This window comes from Arthrobacter sp. E70 (assembly GCF_058266945.1).
Window position 1 is genome coordinate 261199 of the sequence record NZ_JBYQFR010000007.1, and the last position, 21325, is coordinate 282523.

A 21325-nucleotide genomic window follows, 5' to 3' on the forward strand; every position below is an offset into this window, starting at 1 on the left:
CCCGCCCGGGCGCTGACCCCGGCCTGACTTCTTCCGCCTCTTCTTCCGGCGCACGCCCGTTATTCGCCGGCCGCCCCGGGTACGCCCTCTGCAGCAGGCAAAGTGCAGTAAAGGCGGTCCAGCCCAGGCGCTGGAAGGAAAGGGCAATGTGGCGGGTAGCGGGAACGGTGCGTACGACGTGGCAGTCATTGGCGGGGGACCGGCGGGACTGAGCGCCGGTGTAGCCCTGGCGAGGGCCCTGCGCTCCGTCGTGGTGATCGACGCAGGCGGGCAGCGGAACCTGGGGGCCGAAAGCGTGCACGGCTTCCTCAGCCGGGAAGGGACGAGCCCAGGGGACCTGATTGTGGCAGGCAGGGAGGAACTGGCCAGTTATGGCGGGGTAGCGGTCTGCGGAAACGTCGTCTCGGCGTGCCGCGAGGAAGGCCGGTTCGTCCTGGCCCTGGAGGACGGGTCCGTGCAAACCGCCCGGCGCCTGCTCATCGCAACAGGAACCGCGGACGAGTTGCCGGAGCTTGCCGGCATTTCCGAGCGCTGGGGCCGCGACGTGCTGTATTGCCCTTACTGCCATGGCTGGGAGATCCGGAACCAGAAAATTGGAGTGCTGGGCTCTGACGGTCATTCCGTCCTGCAGGCGCTGACGTTCCGGCAATGGAGTTCCGAGGTGACCCTCCTCCTCAACGGTGCCCTGGACCTGCACCCCGGCGAACAGGAACAGCTCGCCGCCCGTTCAGTCCGTGTAGTGGAAGGCAAAATCGGGAAGCTGGACATCCGGAACGACCGGCTCCAAGGGGCCATCCTGGACGGTGGACAGACCGTTCCCCTGGACGTGCTGGCGGTGAGTCCCGCCACGGTGAGCAAAGCCAATATGCTTCAGCGCCTGGGCCTGGAACCCGGCGGGCTCGCCGAGGGGGCGGGAACCAGGCTGGAAACCGATGAAACGGGCCGCACGACCTGCCCGGGCGTGTGGGCCGCAGGCAATGCGGCAGACGTCTCGGCGCAGGTGATGACGGCCGCAGCTGCCGGACTTCGGGCGGCGGAAGGGATCAATGCGGATCTGGTGCTGGCCGACACCCGCGAGGCGGTCGAGGCCGCCCGTGCCGCGGCCCGCCGCTAACTGGCGAGGGCCTGGCCGGTGGCCGCGAAGCCGATTCCGGGGTCATCCAGCGTAAAGCCGCACGCGCAGCGGTAGGTGACCACGCTTTCGGGCGCTGATCCGGCATGGAGTGCTACCACCGAGGTGCCATCGACGTAGACAGGCTGGCGGACGGGCAGCTCACCGTAGTCCACACGCTCCATGGGTGTGCGGCAATGCATCCGCGAGTTCATGGTGACCAGAAGCCCTGCGTCCACGGGTACGGTGGCGGTCAACAGGCGCCCAGCCGCATCGGTGCGCTCCCCAGGCGCGGCCAGCTGATGTTCGGTTGCGGTGGTAATCATGGTCATCCTTGGGCTTCTTTCACGGAGCCGCCATCGTCGGCAGCCCCGCCGCGAACTGCTTGCGGAGGTTCATTTGCCCGATAAGCAAAGCATGCTTACTAATCACTTCGCAAATCGAATGTGATGCAGCGCACCCCCTGAAGGTGGCGCCCTGACTGAAACTACCCCATCCGACCATCGTCGGGTGAACGATCATCGCACGTAAAGAAATACATCACGAAAGTTTGACTAAAAGGGTTACCTAAGTAAGGCTTGCCTTGCCTTAGGAACGTCAACAAAAGGAAAACCCTGTGCCGCTGCTGCCCCGACTCGACCCCCCACCCGTTGATGACCCGCTTTCCCCGCCTGAGTCCTTTTCGATGGACCAGCCGGGGGCGGGGGGCCAGCAGGAGCAGGACTTTGGCTCCCGGCTGGAGCTGGCGCTCGGGGCAAGCAACCACCTCTTCAATGCCAGGAACTCCGCCCGGTACGTGGCACAGGTCCTGCAGGGCGTCAACGCCGTCGCCACCAAAGTGGAGCGGACCACAGGCCCGTTCACCGGCGTCGAACCTTCCACCCTGGCGGAGCGCGTGGGCGCTGTTGACCTGGACCTGCCGCTGCCGGATACGGCGGCGGCCCTGCAGGAACTCGATGATGTCTACCTGCGTGACGCCGTCTATTTCCATGACGCCAAATACGCCGCCCACCTCAACTGCCCCGTGGTGATCCCCGCACTGGTGGGTGAGGCGGTCCTCTCCGCCGTCAACTCCTCCCTGGACACCTGGGACCAGAGTGCCGGCGCCACCATGATCGAGCGGCGCCTCATCGACTGGACCGCACGGCGGCTGCACCTTGGCGGCAACGCCGACGGAATCTTCACCTCAGGCGGCAGCCAGTCCAACCTGCAGGCGCTGCTGATCGCCCGCAACCACGCCGTTGCAGGCCTGCGCCGCGACCCGGCCCGCGGCAGCCTCCGCCTCCCGGCCCTGCTGGACACCCTGCGCATCTTCGCCTCGGCGGACAGCCACTTCAGCATCCGGAAGTCGGCATCGATGCTGGGCCTGGGCTTCGACGCCGTCATCAGCGTCCCCTGCGCGCCGGACCATCGGATGGACCCTGCCGCGCTGGCCCGGGCCATGGCGGAAGCGCGCGACGCCGGACTGGTGCCCATGGCGGTCGTGGCCACGGCCGGGACTACGGACTTCGGCGCGGTGGACCCGCTCGCAGAGCTCGCCACCCTCGCCCGCGCCCACGGTGCCTGGTTCCACATCGACGCCGCGTACGGCGGTGGCCTGATGGTCTCCGGGCGCTACCGGCATCTCCTGGACGGCACGGACCTCGCGGACTCGGTCACCGTGGACTTCCACAAGACCTTCTTCCAGCCCGTCAGCTCCAGCGCCCTGCTGGTCAGCGACCGCAGCATGCTGCGGCACGTCACCTACTATGCGGACTACCTGAACCCGGAGAGCGCGGCCCTCGCCGAGATCCCCAACCAGGTGGACAAGAGCATCCAGACCACGCGCCGCTTTGATGCCCTGAAGCTTTGGCTCACGCTGCGGATCATGGGGGCGGACGCCGTCGGCGCCCTGTTCGATGAAGCCATCGACCTCGCCCGGCGCGTCGGCTCGCTCCTTGAAGCCGACGACGACTTCGAACTTGCCGCACCGCCGCAGCTCAGCACGCTGGTGTTCCGCTACCGCCCGCGGCTCGGGGACGGCGGCCGGCTCGCCGAGGAGACTGCCGATGCGCTCAACCCCGCCATCCGCGCCGCAGTCTTCGCCTCCGGCCAGGCGGTGGTGGCAGGCACAAAGGTGGGCGGACGGCACTATCTGAAGTTCACCCTCCTCAACGCCGAGGCCACCCTCGAGGACATTGCCGGGATCATTAGCCTGCTGCGCCGCACCGGCGCCGGCCTCCTCGAAGGCGGGGCGGCCGCATGAGCACCTCCGTCAGCGCTGTGGTCCACGATTTCGCCGCGATCGGCGTCGGGCCCTTCAACCTGGGCCTGGCCGCCCTCACCGAGCCGGTGGAAGGCCTCAGCGGGGTCTTCCTGGAGCAGCGGGAAACCTTCGACTGGCATCCCGGAATGATGCTGGAGCCCGCCCACCTGCAGGTCCCGTTCATGGCGGACCTGGTGACCATGGCCGACCCCACCTCGCCCTACTCATTCCTGAACTTCCTCAAGCAGACGGGCCGGTTGTACCGCTTCTACATCAGGGAAAACTTCTACCCGCTGCGGGCCGAGTACAACCAGTACTGCCAGTGGGTGGCCGCGCAGCTGCACTCCGTCCGTTTTGGCACAACCGTGCTGGAAACGGCGTACGACGGCGGCGTGTACCGGCTGTCCGTGTCGGGTCCGGACGGGCCCGGGGTGCTTTTTGCCAGGCGGCTCGTGCTCGGCACCGGCACCTCCCCGCACGTGCCGGCCGCCGCCGAGGGGATCCTGGCGTCCACGGCCGCAACTGGGGGACTGGCCATCCACAACTCCGACTACCTGGCCCGGAAAGCCGAACTGCAGCAGCGGCGCAGCATCACCATCATCGGCAGCGGCCAGAGTGCCGCGGAGATCTACTACGAGCTCCTGCAGGAGGCGGACGCGCACGGCTACCGCCTGGACTGGGTGACGCGTTCCGGCCGGTTCTTCCCGCTCGAGTACACCAAGCTGACCCTGGAAATGACCTCACCCGAGTACGTGGACTACTTCCACAACCTCCCGCCGGAGCAGCGCGACCACCTCAACATGGCGCAGAAAAACCTGTACAAGGGCATCAACTCCGACCTGATCGACGCGATCTACGACCTGCTCTACACCAGGAGCCTCACCGGCATGGTGGATACCCGGCTGCTGACGCACTCCACGCTGACTGCCGCCGCATGGGATTCGGCTGCCGGGAGCTACGTACTGCAGTTGCAGCACGACGAGCAAGGCCGCTCCTACAGCCTGGACAGCGAAGCCGTGGTCTTCGCTACCGGATACGGCTACCGGGAACCGGGTTTCCTGGCTGGCGTCCGGGACCGGATCACCAGGGACAGTGCCGGCCGCTTCGCCGTGGACCGGAACTATGGCATCGGCGTCGAACCGGGGGAGATCTTCGTGCAGAACGCTGAGCTGCACACCCATGGCTTTGCCACGCCGGACCTCGGCATGGGTGCCTACCGCAACTCCTGCATTCTCCGGGAAATCACCGGCCGTGAGGTGTACCCCGTGGAGCGGAGCATCGCCTTCCAGCAGTTCGGCGCGCCCGCTGCGGTCCCTATGGGGGCCAGGGTATGAGGTTCACGTTCCGCGACGTCGACCCCCTGGCCGACGCCCCGCTCCTGCACAGCTGGGTGACGCAGCCCTACGCCTCGTTCTGGGGGATGCTGTCAGCCAGCGTGGAGGACATCGCGCGGGACTATGCAGCAATCCGGGCGAGTGGGCACCACCGTGCCCTGCTGGGGCTCGATGTCGGTGCGCCCGCCTTCCTGATGGAGGAGTACGCTCCCGCATCCTCGCCGCTCTCCGCGGTGTACCCGGTCCTGCCCGGCGACATGGGGATGCACCTGCTGGTGGCCCCGCCATCGGGTGCTCCGGAAACCGGCTTCACCACCGCCGTCATGGATGCTGTCCTGGCCCGGCTGTTTGCCAAGCCCGGGGTAGACAGGATCGTGGTGGAACCGGACATCCGGAATACCCGCATCCACGCCCTCAACGAACGGCTTGGCTTCCGCCCCGCCCACGTGGTGGCGCTTCCGGACAAGGACGCGCTCCTGAGCTTCTGCAGCCGCGGGGACTACCTGGCCGCCCGAACCCCGCTTACCGCCTCTTCCAACACCAATGGAGCATCCCTGTGACCACCGACCTGTACACCTCCCCTACCCGTCCGGCTCCGGCTGTCCCGGCTGCGCCTGCCGCCTCCGCGCCGTCCGCGGTGTCCCACCTCAGCCCCCGCCGCTGGGAAGCGGCCAACCGGCACCTGCTCCGCAAAGCGCTCGCCGAGTTTTCGCATGAACGGATCCTGCGCCCGGAGCGTATCTCGGGGCCGGAACCGGGCAGTTACCGCCTCGGCAGCCCCGACGGCGCCCACGAGTACCGCTTTAAAGCCCGGATCCTGGAACTGGAGCACTGGTCCATTGATGCCGCGTCCATCCGGCACTTCCGCCGCGGCACCGAAGCGCCACTGGACGCCGTCGAGTTCATCACCGTGTTCCACGAGGTCCTGGGCATCAGGATCGAGATGCTCCCTGTGTACCTGGAGGAAATCAGCAGCACCCTGGCCAGCCACGCCTACAAGCAGGCGGCCGCGCACCCGTCCGCCGCCGAACTGGCGGCAGGAGTGACCCGCGGCGGTGACGTGGCCGCCGACTTCCAGGCCATCGAGCGCAGCATGACCGAGGGCCACCCCTGCTTCGTCGCCAACAACGGCAGGCTGGGCTTCGGCATCGCCGACTACCACGCGTTCGCACCCGAAGCGGGCGCCAGGGTGCAGTTGGAGTGGATTGCCGTGCACCGCGGCCACGCCGTCTTCACCTCCAGCGCCGGGTTCGACTACGCAACACACCTGGACGCCGAACTCGGGCCGCTGCTGGGCACCTTCCACGCTGTGTTGCAGGGCCGGGACCTGGACCCTGAGGCTTACTTCCTGATGCCCGTGCATCCCTGGCAGTGGGAGAACAAGCTCGCCGTCACGTTCGCCGCCGAGATTGCCGGCCGGCGCATCGTCCACCTCGGCACCGGGCTTGACCAGTACCAGGCGCAGCAATCCATCCGGACGTTCTTCAACACCAGCGCGCCTGCCAGGAACTACGTGAAGACGGCCCTGTCAGTGCTGAACATGGGCTTCATGCGGGGACTCTCGCCGCAGTACATGAAGGCGACTCCGGCGATCAACGACTGGCTGCGGGCGCTGATCACCGCCGACGAGGCGCTGCAGCGCCGTGGCTTCACCATGATCGGCGAGGTGGCCGCCGTCGGATACCACAACCCCTGCTACGAGGCCGGCTCGGCGGACGGTTCCCCTTACCGGAAAATGCTGGCCGCCCTGTGGCGGGAAAGCCCGCTGCCGTTGCTCCGGGACGGCCAGCAACTGGCCACAATGGCCTCGCTCCTGCACGTCGACGCAGCCGGCAAGCCCATGGCGTCCGCCCTGGTTGAGCGGTCGGGACTGGCTCCTGCCGACTGGCTCCGGCGGTACTTCGAGGCCTACCTCATCCCGCTGGTGCACTGCCTGTACCGCTACGAGCTGGCGTTCATGCCGCACGGCGAAAACGTCATCCTGGTGCTCGAAGACGGCGTGCCTGTACGGGCCATCATGAAGGACATCGCCGAGGAGATCGTGGTGATGGGGGACCGGGTGGACCTGCCGGACGAGGTGTCGCGGATCAAGGCCGACATTCCGGACGGGGAGAAGGTCCTGGCGGTCTTCACGGATATCTTCGACTGCATCTTCCGGTTCCTGGCCGCGCTCCTGGAGGAAGACGGGATGCTGTCCGGGGAGGAATTCTGGCGGACCGCCGCCGCGGCCATCCGGGATTACCAGCGGCAGCACCCGGACCTCGCGGACCAGTTCGCCCGCCATGGCCTCTTCGCCCCGGACTTCGAGCTGTCCTGCCTGAACCGGCTCCAGCTGCGGAACAACCAGAACATGCTGGACCTGGCCGATCCCTCCGGCGGCCTGCAGAAAGCCGGCCGCCTGGCCAACCCGCTCGCCCGGTACCGGGGCCAGTAACGCGCACAGCTGGTTAGGCTTGCAGCATGACGCCATCCAGCTCCCGAACAACCGCACTCGTCACCGGGGCCAGCGCAGGGCTCGGCCATGAATTCGCCAGGCAGCTCGCGGCCCAGGGCCACGACCTGGTGCTGGTGGCCCGCAATGCCTCCCGGCTGGCAGAAACCGCCGAGGACCTGCGCCGGCGCTACGGAATCACGGCTGAGGTGCTTCCAGCCGACCTGACGGACGACGACGACGTGGCCGCCGTCGTCGAACGCCTCAAGGACGCCCGGCGGCCGGTGGGGATGCTGGTGAACAACGCCGGGATCGGCCTGCTGCACAACTTCGAGGACAACCACGTGGGGGAGGAGAAGAGCCACCTGAAGCTGCATACCGAGACAGCCATGGTGCTCACGCACGCGGCGCTGGACGGCATGCTGGAACGGGGGGAGGGACGGATCATCAACGTGGCCAGCGTGGCCGCGTTCCTGCCGCGGGGCACCTACTCCGCCGCGAAGGCGTGGCTGGTGAGTTTCAGCCGCTGGGCCAACATGGCCTACCGCAGGCGGGGAATCAAGGTCACCGCCGTCTGCCCCGGCTTCACGCACACCGAATTCCATGACCGGATGGGGATGGACAAATCGGTGGCCCCCGCCTGGACGTGGCTGCGGGCGGAGCGGGTGGTCCGTGAGGGCCTGGCCGACAACGCCAACGGCAAGGCGGTGTCCATCCCGTCCAAGCGGTACAAGGTGGTGGCTGCCGTGGCCAGGGTGGCGCCGGCCAGGCTAATGGCGGGACCGGCGCGGAAGCCGAAATAGCCGCGGGGAACCGAACAGGCCTGCCCAGGTACGTGAACCCGCCCGGCGGACGGCCACCACCACCAGGATGCCAGTGAGTGCGCCCACCAAAGTTTCCACCGCCCGCTCCAGGATCAGGACCTGGGGATCGGCAGGGAAGGCCAGCTGGGTGATCAGCAGGATGACGGGCGTGAAGGAGACCATGGCGAGGCCGTAGTGCCTGGTCATGAACAGCTCCGTGGTGAATTGGAAAAGGATCACCAGCAGCGCCAGCACCACGGCCTGGTGCGCGGGCCCTTGATGTGAAAGGTAAAGCCCCGCCAAGGTCCAGGGGGCGGGAAGGATGACGACGGCGGTGACCACCAGTCCCACGAACGTCCCCACGATGCGGTGGACGCCGCGGCGGACGCTGCTGGGCAGGTCAGCGCCTGCGAGCGGGACGGCGGCGGCAGCCATGGCCCAGTGGGGGTGGCCGGTGCCGCTGAGGACGCCCACCGTTCCGGCCGTTCCCACGGCCAGCACATACCTCGCGGCGTGGATCAGCAGTTCACGGCGACGGGCCGCTGAACGTGGCGGCACGGCCCGGGCCGCGCCCGGCTGCCACGCCCTGCGGCGGATCCAGCCGCTGAACCCGACCAGGATCGAGAACACCGATGATCCTGCAGCGATAAGCATTGCCGCGTACCAGGGGACCGGCAGGGGAACGGAAGCGCAGGCGCCCAGGGCCAGGATCCCGAAGAAGGGTCCGTTCGGTTTCAGGCGTACCCGGTCGGAGTAGACCGAACCCACTCCGGCCAGGATGGCCTCCACTGCCACCAGCCACCACGAATGGAGGTGGTACAGGGACAGGGCGGTGCCCACCGCCACGCCGCTGAGCAGGACCAGGGCCCCCTGCCCCTGGTGGCGGAGGCGCAGCTGGTGCGGCTCGGAGCGGCCGTACATTCCGGTGAGGGCGCCGAAGACGGCGTAGATGATGAGGTCGGTCCGGCCCGCCGCCATCAGGAGCATTGACGGGACGGCGACGCTGATGGCCACCCGGAGGGCGGCGAGGTGGTCGTTATTGGCCGGTTCCAGCCGGTGGAGTGCGCGTACCTGCTCCGCCACCCGCTTCATGTACCGACCTGTCCCGTTGTATCGACCGTGTCTTCCCCTGCGGCCTCGAAGGGCCTTTTCGAACGTATCACCGGCCGCCGAACGGAGCCATATCGCCCGGGGGAAGCAGAAACAAAATGACATCCAAGGGCGCGCAAAGGCCCGCCCTGCATGCTTCCCCCAAGGATGCATGCGGGGCGGGCCTTGTGAGCGTGGGCTACAAGCGTGCCCGGGCCGGCATGCTAGGAGCGTGCCGCGACCGCGGGCTCCGCGTGGTCGGCAGCGTCCTGGGTCTCGAACGGCAGTTCGTCCAGGTTGATCAGCGGGTTTTCGTCCTGGGTGGCCACCAGCTCTTTCGCTTCCTCCTGGGTGTCCACGCTGGGCATGGAGCCAGGGAGCGGACGGCGGGCCGACTCCTTGAGGAAGTAGATGGCCACCGCACCCACGAGGGACGTGCCCATCAGGTAGTAGGCAGGCATCATGTCATTGCCCGTGGCGCTGATCAGGGCCGCCACGATGAACGGCGTGGTTCCGCCGAAGATTGCCACGGCGAAGTTGTACGCGATGCCCATGGCCCCGTAGCGGCTGGAGGTGGGGAACTGGGCCGGCAGGGCGGAGGCCAGGTTGGCCACGTAGAAGGTCACGGGGAAGGCGATCAGTGCCAGCCCGCCCAGGGTGGACCAGATCTGGCCGACGCCGATCAGCAGGAAGGCCGGCACGGCCAGTACCACGGTGCTCAGGGCGCCGATCCAGAGGACAGGACGGCGGCCGATGCGGTCGGACAGCTTGCCGGTGAGCGGGATGCAGAGGCTCATGACCACCAGCACGGGGATGGTCAGCAGGGTGCCGTGGACCTCGTCGTAGCCCTTGGACTCGGTGAGGTAGGTGGGCATGTAAGACGTCAGGGCGTAGCCCGCCGTGTTGGCAGCGGCCACCAGGATCATGGCGACGATGATGGAGCGCCAGTAAGCCTTGATGATTCCCACCGGGCCCTTGGCTGCGGCTTCGTCAGATTCTGCGGCATTCTTCGCGAGGTCCTCCTGGGCGTCCAGGGTGGCCTGGAACTGCGGGGATTCCTCAATCCGGTTCCGGAAGTAGATGGCGATCAGGCCCAGCGGTCCGGCGACCAGGAAGGGAATGCGCCAGCCCCAGTCCTCCATGGCGGCCTGGCCCAGGGTGAGCTGCAGGACCGAGACCAGGGCGGCGCCGATGGCGAAGCCGAGGTAGCTGCCCATGTCCAGGTAGCTGGCGAAGAACCCGCGGCGCTTGTCTGCTGCGTACTCGCTGACAAACGTGGTGGCACCGGCGTACTCACCACCGGTGGAGAAGCCCTGGACCACCTTCAGCAGCACCAGCAGCGCGGCGGCCCACAGTCCGATCTGCGCGTAGCCGGGCAGAAGGCCGACGGCGAACGTGCTGGCCGCCATGATCATCAGGGTGATGGCCAGGATCTTCTGGCGCCCCATCTTGTCGCCGAGCCAGCCGAAGACGACGCCGCCCAGCGGGCGGGCGATGAAGGTCGCGGCGAAGGTGCCAAGCAGGAACAGCGTCTGCGTGGTGGGGTCGGACTCGGGGAGGAAGACCGGGCCCATGGTGGTGATCAGGTAGCCGAAAACGCCGACGTCGTACCATTCCATGGTGTTGCCGACGATGGTGCCGCCGAGGGCCTTTTTGAGCATCGGCTGGTCAACCACGTTGACGTCGGATTCCTTGAGCCGGCGGCGTGGCAGCAGCCGGGGTTTCTTGGCAACCGCGGAGGCTGCAGGGTTGGTTCCGCTGGCGTTCCTGGCGCCTGCTGAAGAGTCGGTCATGCTTCGGTCTGTGGGCATTTGGGCAACTCCTGTGGAGGTCATTTGCTTGCGACTTGTAGCTGCCCCGCTCCGGGCAGGCCTTCAATTTTACGCGAAATGACCATCCCTCAGCCGCCCGGCGGCGTAGGATACCCCCGTTTCCGCCGCCGTAAACGTCCATGCCCGGGAATTTTTTTCCCGCTTTTCCCGCGCTATCACTGGGAAGCAGGCTGGTGGGCCGCTTCGTTACCAAAAATTTTCCTTCAGCACCCTTCTGCGCTCCGCTTTTTCGGCCCTGCGGGCCGCCAAAGTGACGGGGGCCACCAGATCCGCAGGGGTTCACAGGAGGGCGCCGGGTGCCTATCGTGGAGCGATGGAAACACTTCTTTTCGGGCAGTAGTCCGCGCGCGCCCGGCGCTTGTTTCAGCGTTTCGTTTCAGCGAAGAACGAAGGGAATAAGGGAAGAACAAAATGGGTGAAGACACCAACCAGCCCCGCATCAAACCGGAGGTGGCTGACCACCTCGCGGCAGCAATGAAGGCGTCCGCTGCCCCTGGTCCCGCAGCAGCAGCCGGAATGCCAGTCGCGCAGCAGAGCGCGTGGCCGGACGGCAGCGGGAAGCGGCGGCACCCGAAGGAACAGTCCGCCGGCCACGGCCGGATGGGACACGAGGCCGCGGTGACGGCGGTGCACCGGACCGGGCGGCCGCAGATGCCGCACTCCTCGTAGCGGCAGAGAAAACCACCGTCGACACGCAGATTACCTGGCGCCCCGATACTCGGTACGCGCCAGGTAATTTGCGCCTCGGCAACAGGCAGTCACCCTTCGCGGACCACCTCCGACGGGTCCTTGTCCAGCCGCCAGCCACGCCAGCGGGGGTGCCGAAGCCGGCCCGGGCCCGTCCACTCGCCGTACGTCACCTCTCCCACCAGTTCGGGAGCCACCCAGTGCGCATCGGCGGCGTCCGGTCGGGGGACGTCGTGGAACGGTGAGGTCTTCCGGCCCAGGCGCTCCACGGTCTGCCGCAGTTCCGTGAGTTCGCGCGTGCTGAACCCGCTGCCCACCCGGCCCACGTACTGCAGTTTGTCGCCGTCCGGGATGCCCACCAGCAGCGAGCCCACCGTGTCCTGGCGGCCGCCCTTTCCCGGACGCCAGCCGCCCACCACCACTTCCTGGGTCTGCTCCGTCTTGAGCTTGAGCCAGGTACGCGTCCGCTGGCCGCTGACGTAGCGGCTGTCCGTCCGCTTGGCCATCACCCCCTCGAGCCCCAGTTCCTGCGCGCTGTCGAGGAGGTGCCGGACGGGCTCGTCCAGTACGGGGGAGAGCTCCACCGGGCAGCCGGAGGCCTCGAAGAAATCCTCCAACTGCCGGCGCCGCTTGGCCAGCGGGAGCCCCCGGAGGTCCTTCCCGTCGTTAAACAGCAGGTCGAAAAGCACCAACTGGACGGGGATGGCCACACGGGCCTTTGCGACGTCGGCGGCCCGGGTGAGCTTCATCCGGCCCTGCAGCAGCCCGAAGTCGGGCCTGCCGCCGGGCCCGGGGGCGATGATCTCCCCATCCGCCACGAACGGTTTCCGCGGCCAGCAGTCCGGATCGGTGAACTCCGGATAGGTGCGCGTGACATCGTTGCCGTTGCGGCTGAAGATCCGGACTTTCTCCCCGTCGCCTACCAGGACGGCCCGGACGCCGTCCCATTTGAGTTCGTACTGCCACTTGCTGCCCTGCAGGTCCGCGGTGTCCCCGGACGTGGCCATCATGGGCCGGAACTCCAGGGGGTCCACTGCAGCCGCAGCGGCTGGCGCGGCCGGTGTCCCCTCGTCGGCTTGGTGCCCAGGCGCTTCACCGCTGTCCCCAGGCTCCGGCACCGCCGGTGCCGGCCGACGTCGTGCAACCGGCTGCTCCTTGTCCATCAGGTGGATCAGCCATTGGCTTTCGGCGTCCTTGCCCTGCCCGCGCCCCGTGTGGATCAGGGCAATCTTCCTGGTGCCGCCCAGCGCGCCGCCGTCGGACCCGGACAACGTGACGATGACCTCCTTGCCGTTGATCCACTTGTGCAGCTCGTAGGTGCCGCTGTCCCAGATGGTCATTTCGCCCGCCCCGTACTGCCCCTTGGGAATCGTTCCGTGGAAGGTGAGGTAATCCATGGGATGGTCCTCGGTCTGGACGGCGAGGTGGTTCTTTCCGCCCGATTCCGGGACGCCCTTTGGCAGTGCCCACGAGACCAGGACCCCCTCGTGCTCCAGCCGGAGGTCCCAATGCAGCCGTGAGGCGTGGTGTTCCTGGATGACAAAGGAGTTGCCGCCGGTGGGGATCCCGGCGAAGGGCTCGGGCGTTGCCTGTGGATCGCGCATGGCGCGGTACTTGCCCAGGCGGGGATCGCCGTCGTCCTTCCCGTCACCCTGGTGCCCGCCACCGGGCGTTGCGTTGACGACGGCGGCAAACGGGTCCTTGCCGTCCCGCACCCGCCGCAGCACCTCGTGGTAGTCCAGGTGCTTGAGCCGGGGCGAGGCGATCTCGCGCCAGGTGCGGGGCGCGGCGACCAGGGGCGTGGGCCTGCCCCGGAGCGAGTATGGGACAACCGTGGTTTTTGCAGCGTTGTTCTGGCTCCAGTCAACGAGCACCTTGCCCGTGCGCAGGGTCTTTTTCATGTCGCTGACGGCGAGGTCCGGGTGGTCGGCCTCGAGGACCCGTGCCAGCTCACGCGCGAAGGCGGAGATCTGGTCCGAGGTCTGGCTTCCGTCCAGGGCGGCGTAGAGGTGGATTCCCTTGCTGCCGCTGGTGACCGGGACGGGGTCCAGGCCGACGTCCTGCAGGATGGCGCGGGCCAGGAGGGCAACCTCGCGGCATTCGGCAAGTCCCGCCCCCTCGCCCGGGTCCAGGTCCAGCACCAGCCGGTCGGGGTTCAGCTGGTTGCCGTGGGAGTCCACCCGCCATTGGGGGACGTGGACCTCCAGCGAGTTGATCTGGCCGAACCAGGTCAGCGTGGCGGCGTCGTTGACCATGGGGTAGTAGATGGTCCGGTCCTTGTGCGTGATGCCTACGCGAGGCAGCCATCCTGGCGCGGAATCTTCGAGGTCCTTCTGGAAGAACACTTCACCGGGCTTGTCCGCCGTGCCCACGCCGTTAACCCACCGCTTCCGCGTGGCCGGCCGGTTGGCCGCCGCCGGGACCAGGACGTGGGCCACTGCGGCGTAGTAGGCCAGCACGTCGGCCTTGGTGGTGCCGGTTTCCGGATAGATGATTTTGTCCAGGTTGGTGAGGGTCAGTTCCCGCCCCGCAACCCGGACACGCTCCTTACTGCCGGCCACAGGGCTTCACCTCCGGCCCGCTCTGATGTTGACTGTAGGAATGAGAGCCATCTGGAAAGGTGCCATCGCGTTCGGCCTGGTCAACGTGCCCGTGAAGGTCTACAGCGCCACAGAGGATCATGACATCAGTCTGCACCAGGTTCACAACGCAGACGGCGGAAGGATCCGCTACCAGCGCCGGTGCGAGGTCTGTGGCGAGGTGATCGACTACTCGGACATCGAGAAGGCGTTCGAGGAGGACGGCCGGACGGTGGTCCTCACCAAGGATGAGCTCAAGGCGATCCCGGCCGAGAACAGCCACGAAATCGAAGTGGTGCAGTTCGTCCCGTCCGAGCAGCTTGAACCCATGATGTTCGAAAAAAGCTACTACCTGGAACCGGACTCCAAGTCGCCCAAAGCCTATGTGCTGCTGCGGCGGGCGCTGGAGGACACGGACCGCGTGGCCATTGTCCAGTTCGCATTGCGGGAGAAGACCCGGCTGGGGGCCCTCCGGATCAAGGACGACGTCCTGGTACTGCAGTCTCTCCTGTGGCCCGACGAAGTCCGCGAAGCCAACTTCCCGTCCCTGGACGCCTCGATCAAGATTTCCGCCCAGGAACGCGACATGTCCGCTGCCCTCGTGGAGTCCATGGCGGCCGACTTCGACCCCGCCTCCTTCACCGACGACTACCAGGTGCAGCTCCGCCAGCTCATCGACGCCAAGCTGGAGCAGGGCGAATCGCTGGACACCGAGGAAACCTTCGGCGTGGAAGCCGGACAGGGCGGCAAGGGCGAGGTCATCGACCTGATGGAGGCCCTGAAACGCAGCCTCGACCGGAAGCGCGGCGGCGGGGAAGCTGCGGCGTCCGGGGAGGCCGACGGCGAAGCGGGCACCGGCGACGAGGAGGAGGTCGCTGCCAAACCCGCCCGCAAGACCGGGACCAGGGCGGCTGCCTCGAAGACTTCAGCGTCGAAGACTGCTTCGAAGGCCGACGAGGGAAAGACTGCGGCCGGCAAGTCTTCCTCGAAGTCCACGTCCACGGCGTCCAAGCCGGCAGCCTCCAAAACGGCAGGGACCAAGTCTGCGGCCTCCAAGTCTGCGGCCTCCAAGACAGCAGCGGCCAAGACCGACGCCAAGCCGGCGGCCAAGACCACCAGGGCACGCAAGCCGGCCTGATCCTGCTGTCCGCATCAAAGGGCGTCCCTGTACAGCGGCACTCCCGGGATAGCGCTGCTCCCTTTACAGCTTCGCTGCGCCCTTTACAGCGTGACGAGGCGCGTCCACAATGGGTCGCATCACAGCCTCCGCTGTGCCAACAGCGTGCTGACACTCATTGAACGGACACGTAAAGGGGCGCGGGCATGGACGACCAGACCAGCACGGTGGAGGCGGACCGGGAGCTCAAGAAGAAGCACCGGGCGATGTGGGCTTCGGGGGACTACCCCGCCCTTGCGGATGAAATGCTCCTCGAACTGGGGGCCGTCCTGGTGGAGGCCTGCGGGATCAAGCCGCGGCAGCGCGTCCTGGACGTGGCGGCAGGAACTGGAAACGCCGCCATTCCCGCGGCAATGATGGGCGCCTCAGTGGTGGCCAGCGACCTCACCCCGGAACTCTTCGAAGCAGGACGGCGGGAGGCGGCCAACCGGGGCGTCAGCCTGGAGTGGCAGGAAGGCGACGCCGAGGCCCTGCCGTTCGGCGACGGCGAATTCGACGCCGTGATGTCCTGCATCGGCGTGATGTTCGCCCCGCACCATCAAAAGGCGGCGGATGAGCTGGTCCGGGTGTGCAAGCCGGGAGGCAGCATCGGACTGCTGTGCTGGACGCCGGAGGGCTTCATCGGGCAGATGTTCGCCGTGCTGAAGCCTTTCGCCCCGCCACCTCCGCCCGGTGCACAGCCTGCGCCGCTCTGGGGGAGCGAAGAGCATGTCCGCGAACTGCTGGGCAGCAGGATCACCGACATCCAAACCCGCAAGAAGAACCTGGCGGTCCGCAGTTTCCACCAGCCAGCCGACTTTGTGCGGTATTTCAAATCCCACTACGGCCCCATCATCTCCGTCTACAAGTTCCTCAGCGAGGACCAGGAGAAGGTGGCGGCACTGGACAAGGCCCTCACCGAACTCGCCGACTCCTTCGGCGACGCGCACGGGGACGTCCCGTTCCAGATGGAATGGGAGTACCTGCTGTTCACGGCACGGAAGGCATGACGGTGCCGGAAGACCATGTGGCAACCTCCACCACCATCATCGAAGCGCCGCCCGGCCGTGTCTGGGACGTCATTACCGACCCGGCCGCGGTGAAGGAGTTCATGTTCGGAGCTGAGGTGCGGACCGACTGGAAAGTGGGAAGCCCGATCACCTGGCAGGGCGAGTGGGAAGGCAAGCCGTTCCAGGACAAGGGCGAGATCAAGGGCGTCGAACCAGGCCGAAAACTGGTCTACACACACTTCAGCCCTATGTCCGGCCAGGAGGACAAGCCGGAAAACTACCACACGCTGGAGTGGACTCTGGAGGCCCAGGGCGGCGGCACCCGGCTGACGCTGGCCCAGGACAACAACCCCACTCCGGATGCCGCCGCGCATTCCAAGGCCATGTGGGACAAGCTCGTGGCCGACGTCAAGGCGCTCGCCGAGCGAGGCTGACCGCCCCGCTGGGGGCGCGCCGGCGGTGGGGGCACCGCTTAAGCCAAGCGGCCGCCGTCGGGCGCTTCCATGGTGGGAAGGCGCCCGACGGCGGCCGGCTGGTTGTGCGTGTAAGCGCTACTCGGCGTCGTGGTCCGTTTCCAGGATCTGCACCAGGCGTTCCAGAGCGTCGTCCGCACCCGCACCTTCGGCGCGAAGGACCACCACGTCGCCGTGCTCAGCACCCAGGCTCATGAGGGACAGGATGCTGGCGGCATCCATGGCCTCGTCCGCGGGCTCGCCTTCACGGGCGATGGTGATGTCCAGGTCGAACTCGCCTGCAGCCTCTGCGAAGATGGCGGCGGGGCGTGCGTGCAGGCCCACGCGGCTGGCGACGGTTGCGGTGCGTTCTGGCATTTTTGCTCCTTTGTCGTTCGGCTGCTGATGGTTCAGCGCCGGAAGGTAGGTGGGTGGGACCGGCTCAGGCGGTTACGGGAACCGGTTCAACCGTATCAACGGTCTTCTTCACTGCCCAGCGCTTGAGGGCGATCACGGACAGCGCCGTGACGACCGTTCCGACGGCGATCGAGACGACGAACATCACGAAGTTGTCGATGGCGAAGAAGACGAAGATGCCGCCGTGCGGGGCCTTCGAACCGACAGCTGCGGCCATCGAAATGGCACCGGTGACGGCGCCGCCCAGCATGCTGGCAGGGATGACGCGCAGCGGGTCGGCCGCGGCAAACGGGATGGCGCCTTCGGAGATGAAGGAGGCACCCAGCAGCCAGGCTGCCTTGCCGTTTTCCTGCTCGGCGAGGCTGAACAGCTTCCTGTTCAGGACGGTCGAGGCCAGGGCCATGGCCAGCGGCGGAACCATGCCGGAAGCCATCACGGCTGCCATGATCTGCCACGGGGCCTGGTTGTCCATGGATGCGGCACCCAGGCCGGCCACGGCGAAGGAGTAGGCAACCTTGTTGACCGGGCCGCCAAGGTCGAAGCACATCATCAGGCCGAGGATCACGCCGAGGGCGATGGCGCCTGCACCGGTGAGCCCGGACAGCCAGGCGTTCAGGCCCTTGGTGATGGCGACGATCGGACCGCCCAGGATCAGGAACATCAGCCCGGAAGCCACCAGCGAGGCCAGCAGCGGGATGATGACGACGGGCATCAGGCCGCGCAGCCAGCGAGCCACCTGCAGGCGGCCCACCACGTGGGCGATGTAGCCGGCGAGCAGGCCGCCGACGATGCCGCCAAGGAAGCCGGCTCCCATGAACCCGGCCACGGCACCGGCGACGAAGCCGGGGGCGATGCCCGGACGGTCAGCGATGGCGTAGGCGATGTAGCCGGCCAGCGCCGGCACAAGGAAGCCAAGTGACAGGGCACCGATCTTGAACAGCACGGCGCCGAGGTAGGCACCCAGCGGGCCCCAGGCGTTCTCAGGGAATTCGGTGGGCAGGTTGAAGAGGCTGTTCTGGACCACGATGGTGTCCGCGTACTTGGTGATCAGGTAGCCGCCCATGAGGAAGCCGAGGGCGATCAGCAGGCCGCCGCCGGCCACGAACGGAATCATGTAGCTGACACCGGTGAGCAGGGCCTTCTTGAGCTTCTGGCCGATGTGCTCGCCCTTTTCCTCGGCCTCGTGCTCGGCCTGTTCCTCTGCGCCGAAGTGCGGGACGCGGCGGGCGTTGGGGTTGTCGGCCGCAGCGAGGGCTTCCTGGACCATCTTGTCCGGTTCGTCGATGCCGCGCTTGACCGGGGCGTTGACCACGGGTTTGCCAGCGAAACGCTCCTTGCCGCGGACGTCCACATCGACGGCAAAGATCACGGCGTCCGCGGCGGCGATGACGGCAGGATCCAGCGCCTTGGCACCGGAGGAGCCCTGGGTCTCCACCTGAAGATCCACCCCGACTTCCTTTGCGGCTGCCACCAGGGAATCGGCCGCCATGTAGGTGTGCGCGATGCCGGTGGGGCAGGCAGTCACGGCTACGAGGCGCTTGGGGCCGCGGGCGGCGGAACCTGCCGGAGCCTCGCCGGCAGCGGCGCCCACCGGGGAAGAGCCTGCGCCGACGCTCGCGCCGACCGGTACCGCGTCAGCGGGGACGGCTGCCGCGTGGGCAGCGGGCTTGTCCGCCAGGGCGCCGTCGACGAGTTCGACGATTTCAGCCTCGGAGGATGCGTTGCGCAGTGCAGCGGTGAAGTCCTTTTTGATGAGGGACCGCGCCAGCTTGGAGAGCAGCTTCAGGTGCTCCTGGTCGGCCCCGTCCGGCGCGGCGATGAAGAACACCAGGTCGGCCGGGCCGTCCTTGGCGCCGAAGTCCACCTTGGGGTTCAGGCGTGCCATGGCCAGGGTGGGCACCGTGACGGCGGCCGAGCGGCAGTGCGGGATGGCAATGCCGCCGGGGATGCCCGTGGCGGTCTTCTGCTCGCGGGCGAAGGCGTCGGCGAAGAGGCCTTCAACTTCCGAGGCGCGTCCGGTGGCAGCTACCCTGCTTGCCAGATGCCGGATCACCGTCTCGGGCGCGTTGCCCAGGTTCTGGTCGAGCTCGACCAGTTCCGTGGTGATGAGCTGAGTCACTGTCAATCCTTTCGAAGGGCCGTGATGGTTACGGCATCCGGGGTTGTTTGGTGTACTGCCGGAACAGTGGAACCCGGCAGCGAGGCAGCGGCGGCACCGTGGGCCACCGCCTGACGAAGGCAGTCGGCCGGGGCGGCGCCCTGGCCGTGGGCGAGCAGGTAGCCGGCCAGCGCGGAGTCGCCCGCGCCGACGGTACTGACCGCGGTGACCGGCGGATGCGTGGCCAGCCACGCGCCGTCGGCTGTTACCAGGACAGCTCCCTTGGATCCGAGAGTTGCCAGTACGGCACCCACACCTGAACGGACGACGGCGGCTGCGGCTGCGGCGGCAGCTGCCGGGTCCGCTTCCAGTTCGTCACCGGTGGCCGGGGCGAAACCGGCGGCTGCGGCCAGTTCCGCCAGTTCTTCGGCGTTGGGTTTGAGGAGGTCCGGCATTCCCTCCGGGCCGCCGGTGAGGGCGGCGGCGAGGGGAAGTCCGGACGAGTCGACGGCGATCAGTGGCGTACGTCCCGAGGATGCGCCGTCGGCGGAGGAACGCAGGCGATGGGTCGCCGTCGCATAGAAGTCTCCCGGGAAGCCGGGCGGCAGGGAGCCGGCCAGGACTACCCACCTGGCGCCGCGCGAGCTTTCCACCAGCAGCTTGATGAGGGCTTCCTGCTCGTTTTCGTCCAGCACGGGCCCGGGTTCGTTGATCTTGGTGGTCACGCCGCCGGGCTCGGTGAGCGCCACGTTGGTGCGCAGCGGCTCATCGATGGGAAGGGACACGAAAGGCACCGCGTGCTCCCGCAGTCCGGCCAGGACGGGATCGTTGTCCGCGCCGGGGAGCACGGCCAGGGATTCCAGTCCGGACGCCACCAGGGCGCGGGAGACGTTGACGCCCTTGCCGCCGGATTCCTGCCGGACGGAGACGGCGCGCTGGACCTCGCCGCGCTGCAGCGGGCCCGGCAGGGCGACGGTGCGGTCCAGGCTGGGGTTGGCCGTGAAGGTGACGATCATGCGATCACCACGTCCACGCCGGCGTCTTCCAGGGCGGCTGCGAGTTCGGGTCCGGGTTCGCTGTCTGTAATCAAGGTGTCCAGATCTTTCAGGGAGGCGAACTGGACCAGGGTTTCCGTGTCCAGCTTGGAGGAGTCGGCCAGCACCACAATGCGGCGGGCCGACTGGACGAAAGCTGCCTTGACGGCGGCTTCCTCGGGATCGGGAGTGCTGACGCCGAAGGTGGCGTGGATGCCGTTGGTGCCAATGAAGGCGATGTCCGGCCGAAGCCGGGCGGCGGCGTCGACGGTTGCCTGGCCCACGGCCACCTGGGTGATTCCTCGTACCCTGCCGCCCAGGATCTGCAAGGCGATGCCGGGAACGGTGGAGAGCTTGCTGGCGATGGGCACCGCATGGGTGATGACCACCAGTTCCGGCCGGGTCCCGTTGCCGTCTGCGGGTTCGACGGCGGTCTGCCGGGCGAGCATGTCCGCGAGCACCTCGGTGGTGGTGCCGCCGTCCACCAGGACACTGGCAGGAGCGTTGCGGGGAATCAGGGCAAGCGCGGCTTCGGCGATCCGGATCTTCTGGTCCGGGCGCTGGATGGCGCGCTCCGTCACGCTTTCCTCGGTGGTGCTGAAACGGTCCGCCGCCACTGCGCCGCCGTGGACGCGGCGCACGGTTCCCGCACTTTCCAAGGTGGCCAGGTCCCGGCGGACAGTCTCGGTGGTGATGCGGAAGCGCTCAGCCAGCAGGGTCACGCTGACCCGGCCGCTGCCGGCCACAAGCTCGGCAATCTTTTGCTGGCGCTCCTCGGCGAACACATACCCTCCGTTGCGTTGTCTTCGTGACGTGGATCACTCTCATGTTGAGTTACTTGACTTTATCTTTGCTTGTGTTGGTTTGTCAATGGAAACCAACATGAAACAAAATCCAGCACCCCGCGCGCGGGTTTTCGGCTTAATCTCGGTACTTTCCGGCCGCCCAGCCTTTCGCGGCCGCCCAAAAACTCAGTGTGGGCATGAAGAAAGCCGGGCTGGAGCCATCAAGGCCCAGTCCGGCTTTCCGGGATCATTCGGGGCGCCG

Annotated in this window: 18 protein-coding genes; 10 read left to right on the forward strand and 8 right to left on the reverse strand. The window is 67.4% G+C overall.

Going from position 1 to position 21325, the window contains the following annotated elements; translation table 11 throughout:
* Positions 1–148: 148 nt before the first annotated feature.
* Positions 149–1114, forward strand: coding sequence for an NAD(P)/FAD-dependent oxidoreductase (locus AC3IMC_RS11420; protein WP_490918667.1), 966 nt, complete (start codon positions 149–151; stop codon positions 1112–1114).
* Here the strand turns inward: AC3IMC_RS11420 and AC3IMC_RS11425 are convergent.
* Complete coding sequence (locus tag AC3IMC_RS11425; protein WP_490918668.1) at positions 1111–1437, reverse strand: hypothetical protein; 327 nt, start codon at positions 1435–1437, stop codon at positions 1111–1113. The genes AC3IMC_RS11420 and AC3IMC_RS11425 overlap by 4 nt on opposite strands.
* 359 nt (positions 1438–1796) lie before the next feature.
* Between AC3IMC_RS11425 and AC3IMC_RS11430 the strand changes: the two genes are divergently transcribed.
* The 5 genes from AC3IMC_RS11430 to AC3IMC_RS11450 all read left to right on the forward strand — a co-directional run bounded on the left by AC3IMC_RS11430 (position 1797) and on the right by AC3IMC_RS11450 (position 7924).
* Entirely contained in the window at positions 1797–3356 is a 1560-nt protein-coding gene (locus tag AC3IMC_RS11430; protein ID WP_490918698.1) for a pyridoxal phosphate-dependent decarboxylase family protein, read from the forward strand.
* Positions 3353–4690, forward strand: coding sequence for a lysine N(6)-hydroxylase/L-ornithine N(5)-oxygenase family protein (locus tag AC3IMC_RS11435; RefSeq protein WP_490918669.1), 1338 nt, complete (start codon positions 3353–3355; stop codon positions 4688–4690). Before AC3IMC_RS11430 ends, AC3IMC_RS11435 begins: the two co-directional genes overlap by 4 nt.
* Positions 4687–5250: a GNAT family N-acetyltransferase gene (locus AC3IMC_RS11440; RefSeq protein WP_490918670.1), complete on the forward strand. Its 564-nt coding sequence runs from the start codon at positions 4687–4689 to the stop codon at positions 5248–5250. The genes AC3IMC_RS11435 and AC3IMC_RS11440 overlap by 4 nt, the downstream gene beginning before the upstream one ends.
* Before the next feature lie 77 nt (positions 5251–5327).
* On the forward strand, positions 5328–7124 hold the full coding sequence (locus tag AC3IMC_RS11445) for an IucA/IucC family protein (protein ID WP_490918699.1): 1797 nt from the start codon (positions 5328–5330) through the stop codon (positions 7122–7124).
* A gap of 26 nt (positions 7125–7150) precedes the next feature.
* Positions 7151–7924: an SDR family NAD(P)-dependent oxidoreductase gene (locus tag AC3IMC_RS11450; protein ID WP_490918671.1), complete on the forward strand. Its 774-nt coding sequence runs from the start codon at positions 7151–7153 to the stop codon at positions 7922–7924.
* On the opposite strand, the gene AC3IMC_RS11455 is transcribed toward AC3IMC_RS11450, so the two are convergent.
* Complete coding sequence (locus AC3IMC_RS11455; RefSeq protein WP_490918672.1) at positions 7892–9016, reverse strand: FUSC family protein; 1125 nt, start codon at positions 9014–9016, stop codon at positions 7892–7894. The genes AC3IMC_RS11450 and AC3IMC_RS11455 overlap by 33 nt on opposite strands.
* Positions 9017–9237: 221 nt before the next feature.
* Complete coding sequence (locus AC3IMC_RS11460) at positions 9238–10824, reverse strand: MFS transporter (RefSeq protein ID WP_490918673.1); 1587 nt, start codon at positions 10822–10824, stop codon at positions 9238–9240.
* A 432-nt stretch (positions 10825–11256) separates the two neighbouring features.
* On the opposite strand from AC3IMC_RS11460, the gene AC3IMC_RS11465 reads away from it, so the two are divergent.
* Positions 11257–11514 carry a hypothetical protein gene (locus tag AC3IMC_RS11465; RefSeq protein WP_490918674.1) on the forward strand — a complete coding sequence of 86 codons (258 nt, stop codon included), beginning with the start codon at positions 11257–11259 and terminating at the stop codon, positions 11512–11514.
* Between the two features lie 89 nt (positions 11515–11603).
* On the opposite strand, the gene AC3IMC_RS11470 is transcribed toward AC3IMC_RS11465, so the two are convergent.
* The gene (locus AC3IMC_RS11470) at positions 11604–14093 is read right to left on the reverse strand and encodes an ATP-dependent DNA ligase (protein WP_490918675.1); all 2490 of its coding nucleotides are present in this window, start codon (positions 14091–14093) and stop codon (positions 11604–11606) included.
* A gap of 40 nt (positions 14094–14133) precedes the next feature.
* Between AC3IMC_RS11470 and ku the strand changes: the two genes are divergently transcribed.
* The 3 genes from ku (at position 14134) to AC3IMC_RS11485 (ending at position 16711) form a co-directional block, all read left to right on the forward strand.
* A complete protein-coding gene (gene ku / locus AC3IMC_RS11475; RefSeq protein ID WP_490918676.1) occupies positions 14134–15249 on the forward strand; it encodes a non-homologous end joining protein Ku in 1116 nt (371 codons plus the stop codon).
* Positions 15250–15434: 185 nt separating this feature from the next.
* Positions 15435–16277, forward strand: coding sequence for a class I SAM-dependent methyltransferase (locus tag AC3IMC_RS11480; protein WP_490918677.1), 843 nt, complete (start codon positions 15435–15437; stop codon positions 16275–16277).
* Positions 16274–16711 (forward strand): SRPBCC domain-containing protein, encoded by a 438-nt coding sequence (locus AC3IMC_RS11485; protein WP_490918678.1) that lies wholly within the window; start codon positions 16274–16276, stop codon positions 16709–16711. The genes AC3IMC_RS11480 and AC3IMC_RS11485 overlap by 4 nt, the downstream gene beginning before the upstream one ends.
* 117 nt (positions 16712–16828) lie before the next feature.
* On the opposite strand, the gene AC3IMC_RS11490 is transcribed toward AC3IMC_RS11485, so the two are convergent.
* The 4 genes from AC3IMC_RS11490 to AC3IMC_RS11505 form a co-directional block, all read right to left on the reverse strand.
* Positions 16829–17107 (reverse strand): HPr family phosphocarrier protein, encoded by a 279-nt coding sequence (locus AC3IMC_RS11490; RefSeq protein WP_454487006.1) that lies wholly within the window; start codon positions 17105–17107, stop codon positions 16829–16831.
* A gap of 64 nt (positions 17108–17171) precedes the next feature.
* Positions 17172–19265, reverse strand: coding sequence for a PTS fructose transporter subunit IIABC (locus AC3IMC_RS11495; RefSeq protein ID WP_490918679.1), 2094 nt, complete (start codon positions 19263–19265; stop codon positions 17172–17174).
* Positions 19266–19267: 2 nt separating this feature from the next.
* On the reverse strand, positions 19268–20260 hold the full coding sequence (locus AC3IMC_RS11500) for a 1-phosphofructokinase family hexose kinase (RefSeq protein WP_490918680.1): 993 nt from the start codon (positions 20258–20260) through the stop codon (positions 19268–19270).
* Positions 20257–21063, reverse strand: coding sequence for a DeoR/GlpR family DNA-binding transcription regulator (locus AC3IMC_RS11505; protein ID WP_490918681.1), 807 nt, complete (start codon positions 21061–21063; stop codon positions 20257–20259). Before AC3IMC_RS11505 ends, AC3IMC_RS11500 begins: the two co-directional genes overlap by 4 nt.
* Between the last annotated feature and the right edge of the window lie 262 nt (positions 21064–21325).

What these genes read in the sequence shown, in the direction of transcription:
- AC3IMC_RS11440 (WP_490918670.1), top strand. Translation starts at nt 4,687, where the DNA reads ATGAGGTTCACGTTCCGCGACGTCGACCCCCTGGCCGACGCCCCGCTC.
- AC3IMC_RS11500 (WP_490918680.1), bottom strand. Translation starts at nt 20,260, where the DNA reads ATGATCGTCACCTTCACGGCCAACCCCAGCCTGGACCGCACCGTCGCC.
- AC3IMC_RS11450 (WP_490918671.1), top strand. Translation starts at nt 7,151, where the DNA reads ATGACGCCATCCAGCTCCCGAACAACCGCACTCGTCACCGGGGCCAGC.
- AC3IMC_RS11480 (WP_490918677.1), top strand. Translation starts at nt 15,435, where the DNA reads ATGGACGACCAGACCAGCACGGTGGAGGCGGACCGGGAGCTCAAGAAG.
- AC3IMC_RS11425 (WP_490918668.1), bottom strand. Translation starts at nt 1,437, where the DNA reads ATGATTACCACCGCAACCGAACATCAGCTGGCCGCGCCTGGGGAGCGC.
- AC3IMC_RS11455 (WP_490918672.1), bottom strand. Translation starts at nt 9,016, where the DNA reads ATGAAGCGGGTGGCGGAGCAGGTACGCGCACTCCACCGGCTGGAACCG.
- AC3IMC_RS11460 (WP_490918673.1), bottom strand. Translation starts at nt 10,824, where the DNA reads ATGCCCACAGACCGAAGCATGACCGACTCTTCAGCAGGCGCCAGGAAC.
- AC3IMC_RS11485 (WP_490918678.1), top strand. Translation starts at nt 16,274, where the DNA reads ATGACGGTGCCGGAAGACCATGTGGCAACCTCCACCACCATCATCGAA.
- AC3IMC_RS11435 (WP_490918669.1), top strand. Translation starts at nt 3,353, where the DNA reads ATGAGCACCTCCGTCAGCGCTGTGGTCCACGATTTCGCCGCGATCGGC.
- AC3IMC_RS11490 (WP_454487006.1), bottom strand. Translation starts at nt 17,107, where the DNA reads ATGCCAGAACGCACCGCAACCGTCGCCAGCCGCGTGGGCCTGCACGCA.
- AC3IMC_RS11465 (WP_490918674.1), top strand. Translation starts at nt 11,257, where the DNA reads ATGGGTGAAGACACCAACCAGCCCCGCATCAAACCGGAGGTGGCTGAC.
- ku (WP_490918676.1), top strand. Translation starts at nt 14,134, where the DNA reads ATGAGAGCCATCTGGAAAGGTGCCATCGCGTTCGGCCTGGTCAACGTG.
- AC3IMC_RS11430 (WP_490918698.1), top strand. Translation starts at nt 1,797, where the DNA reads ATGGACCAGCCGGGGGCGGGGGGCCAGCAGGAGCAGGACTTTGGCTCC.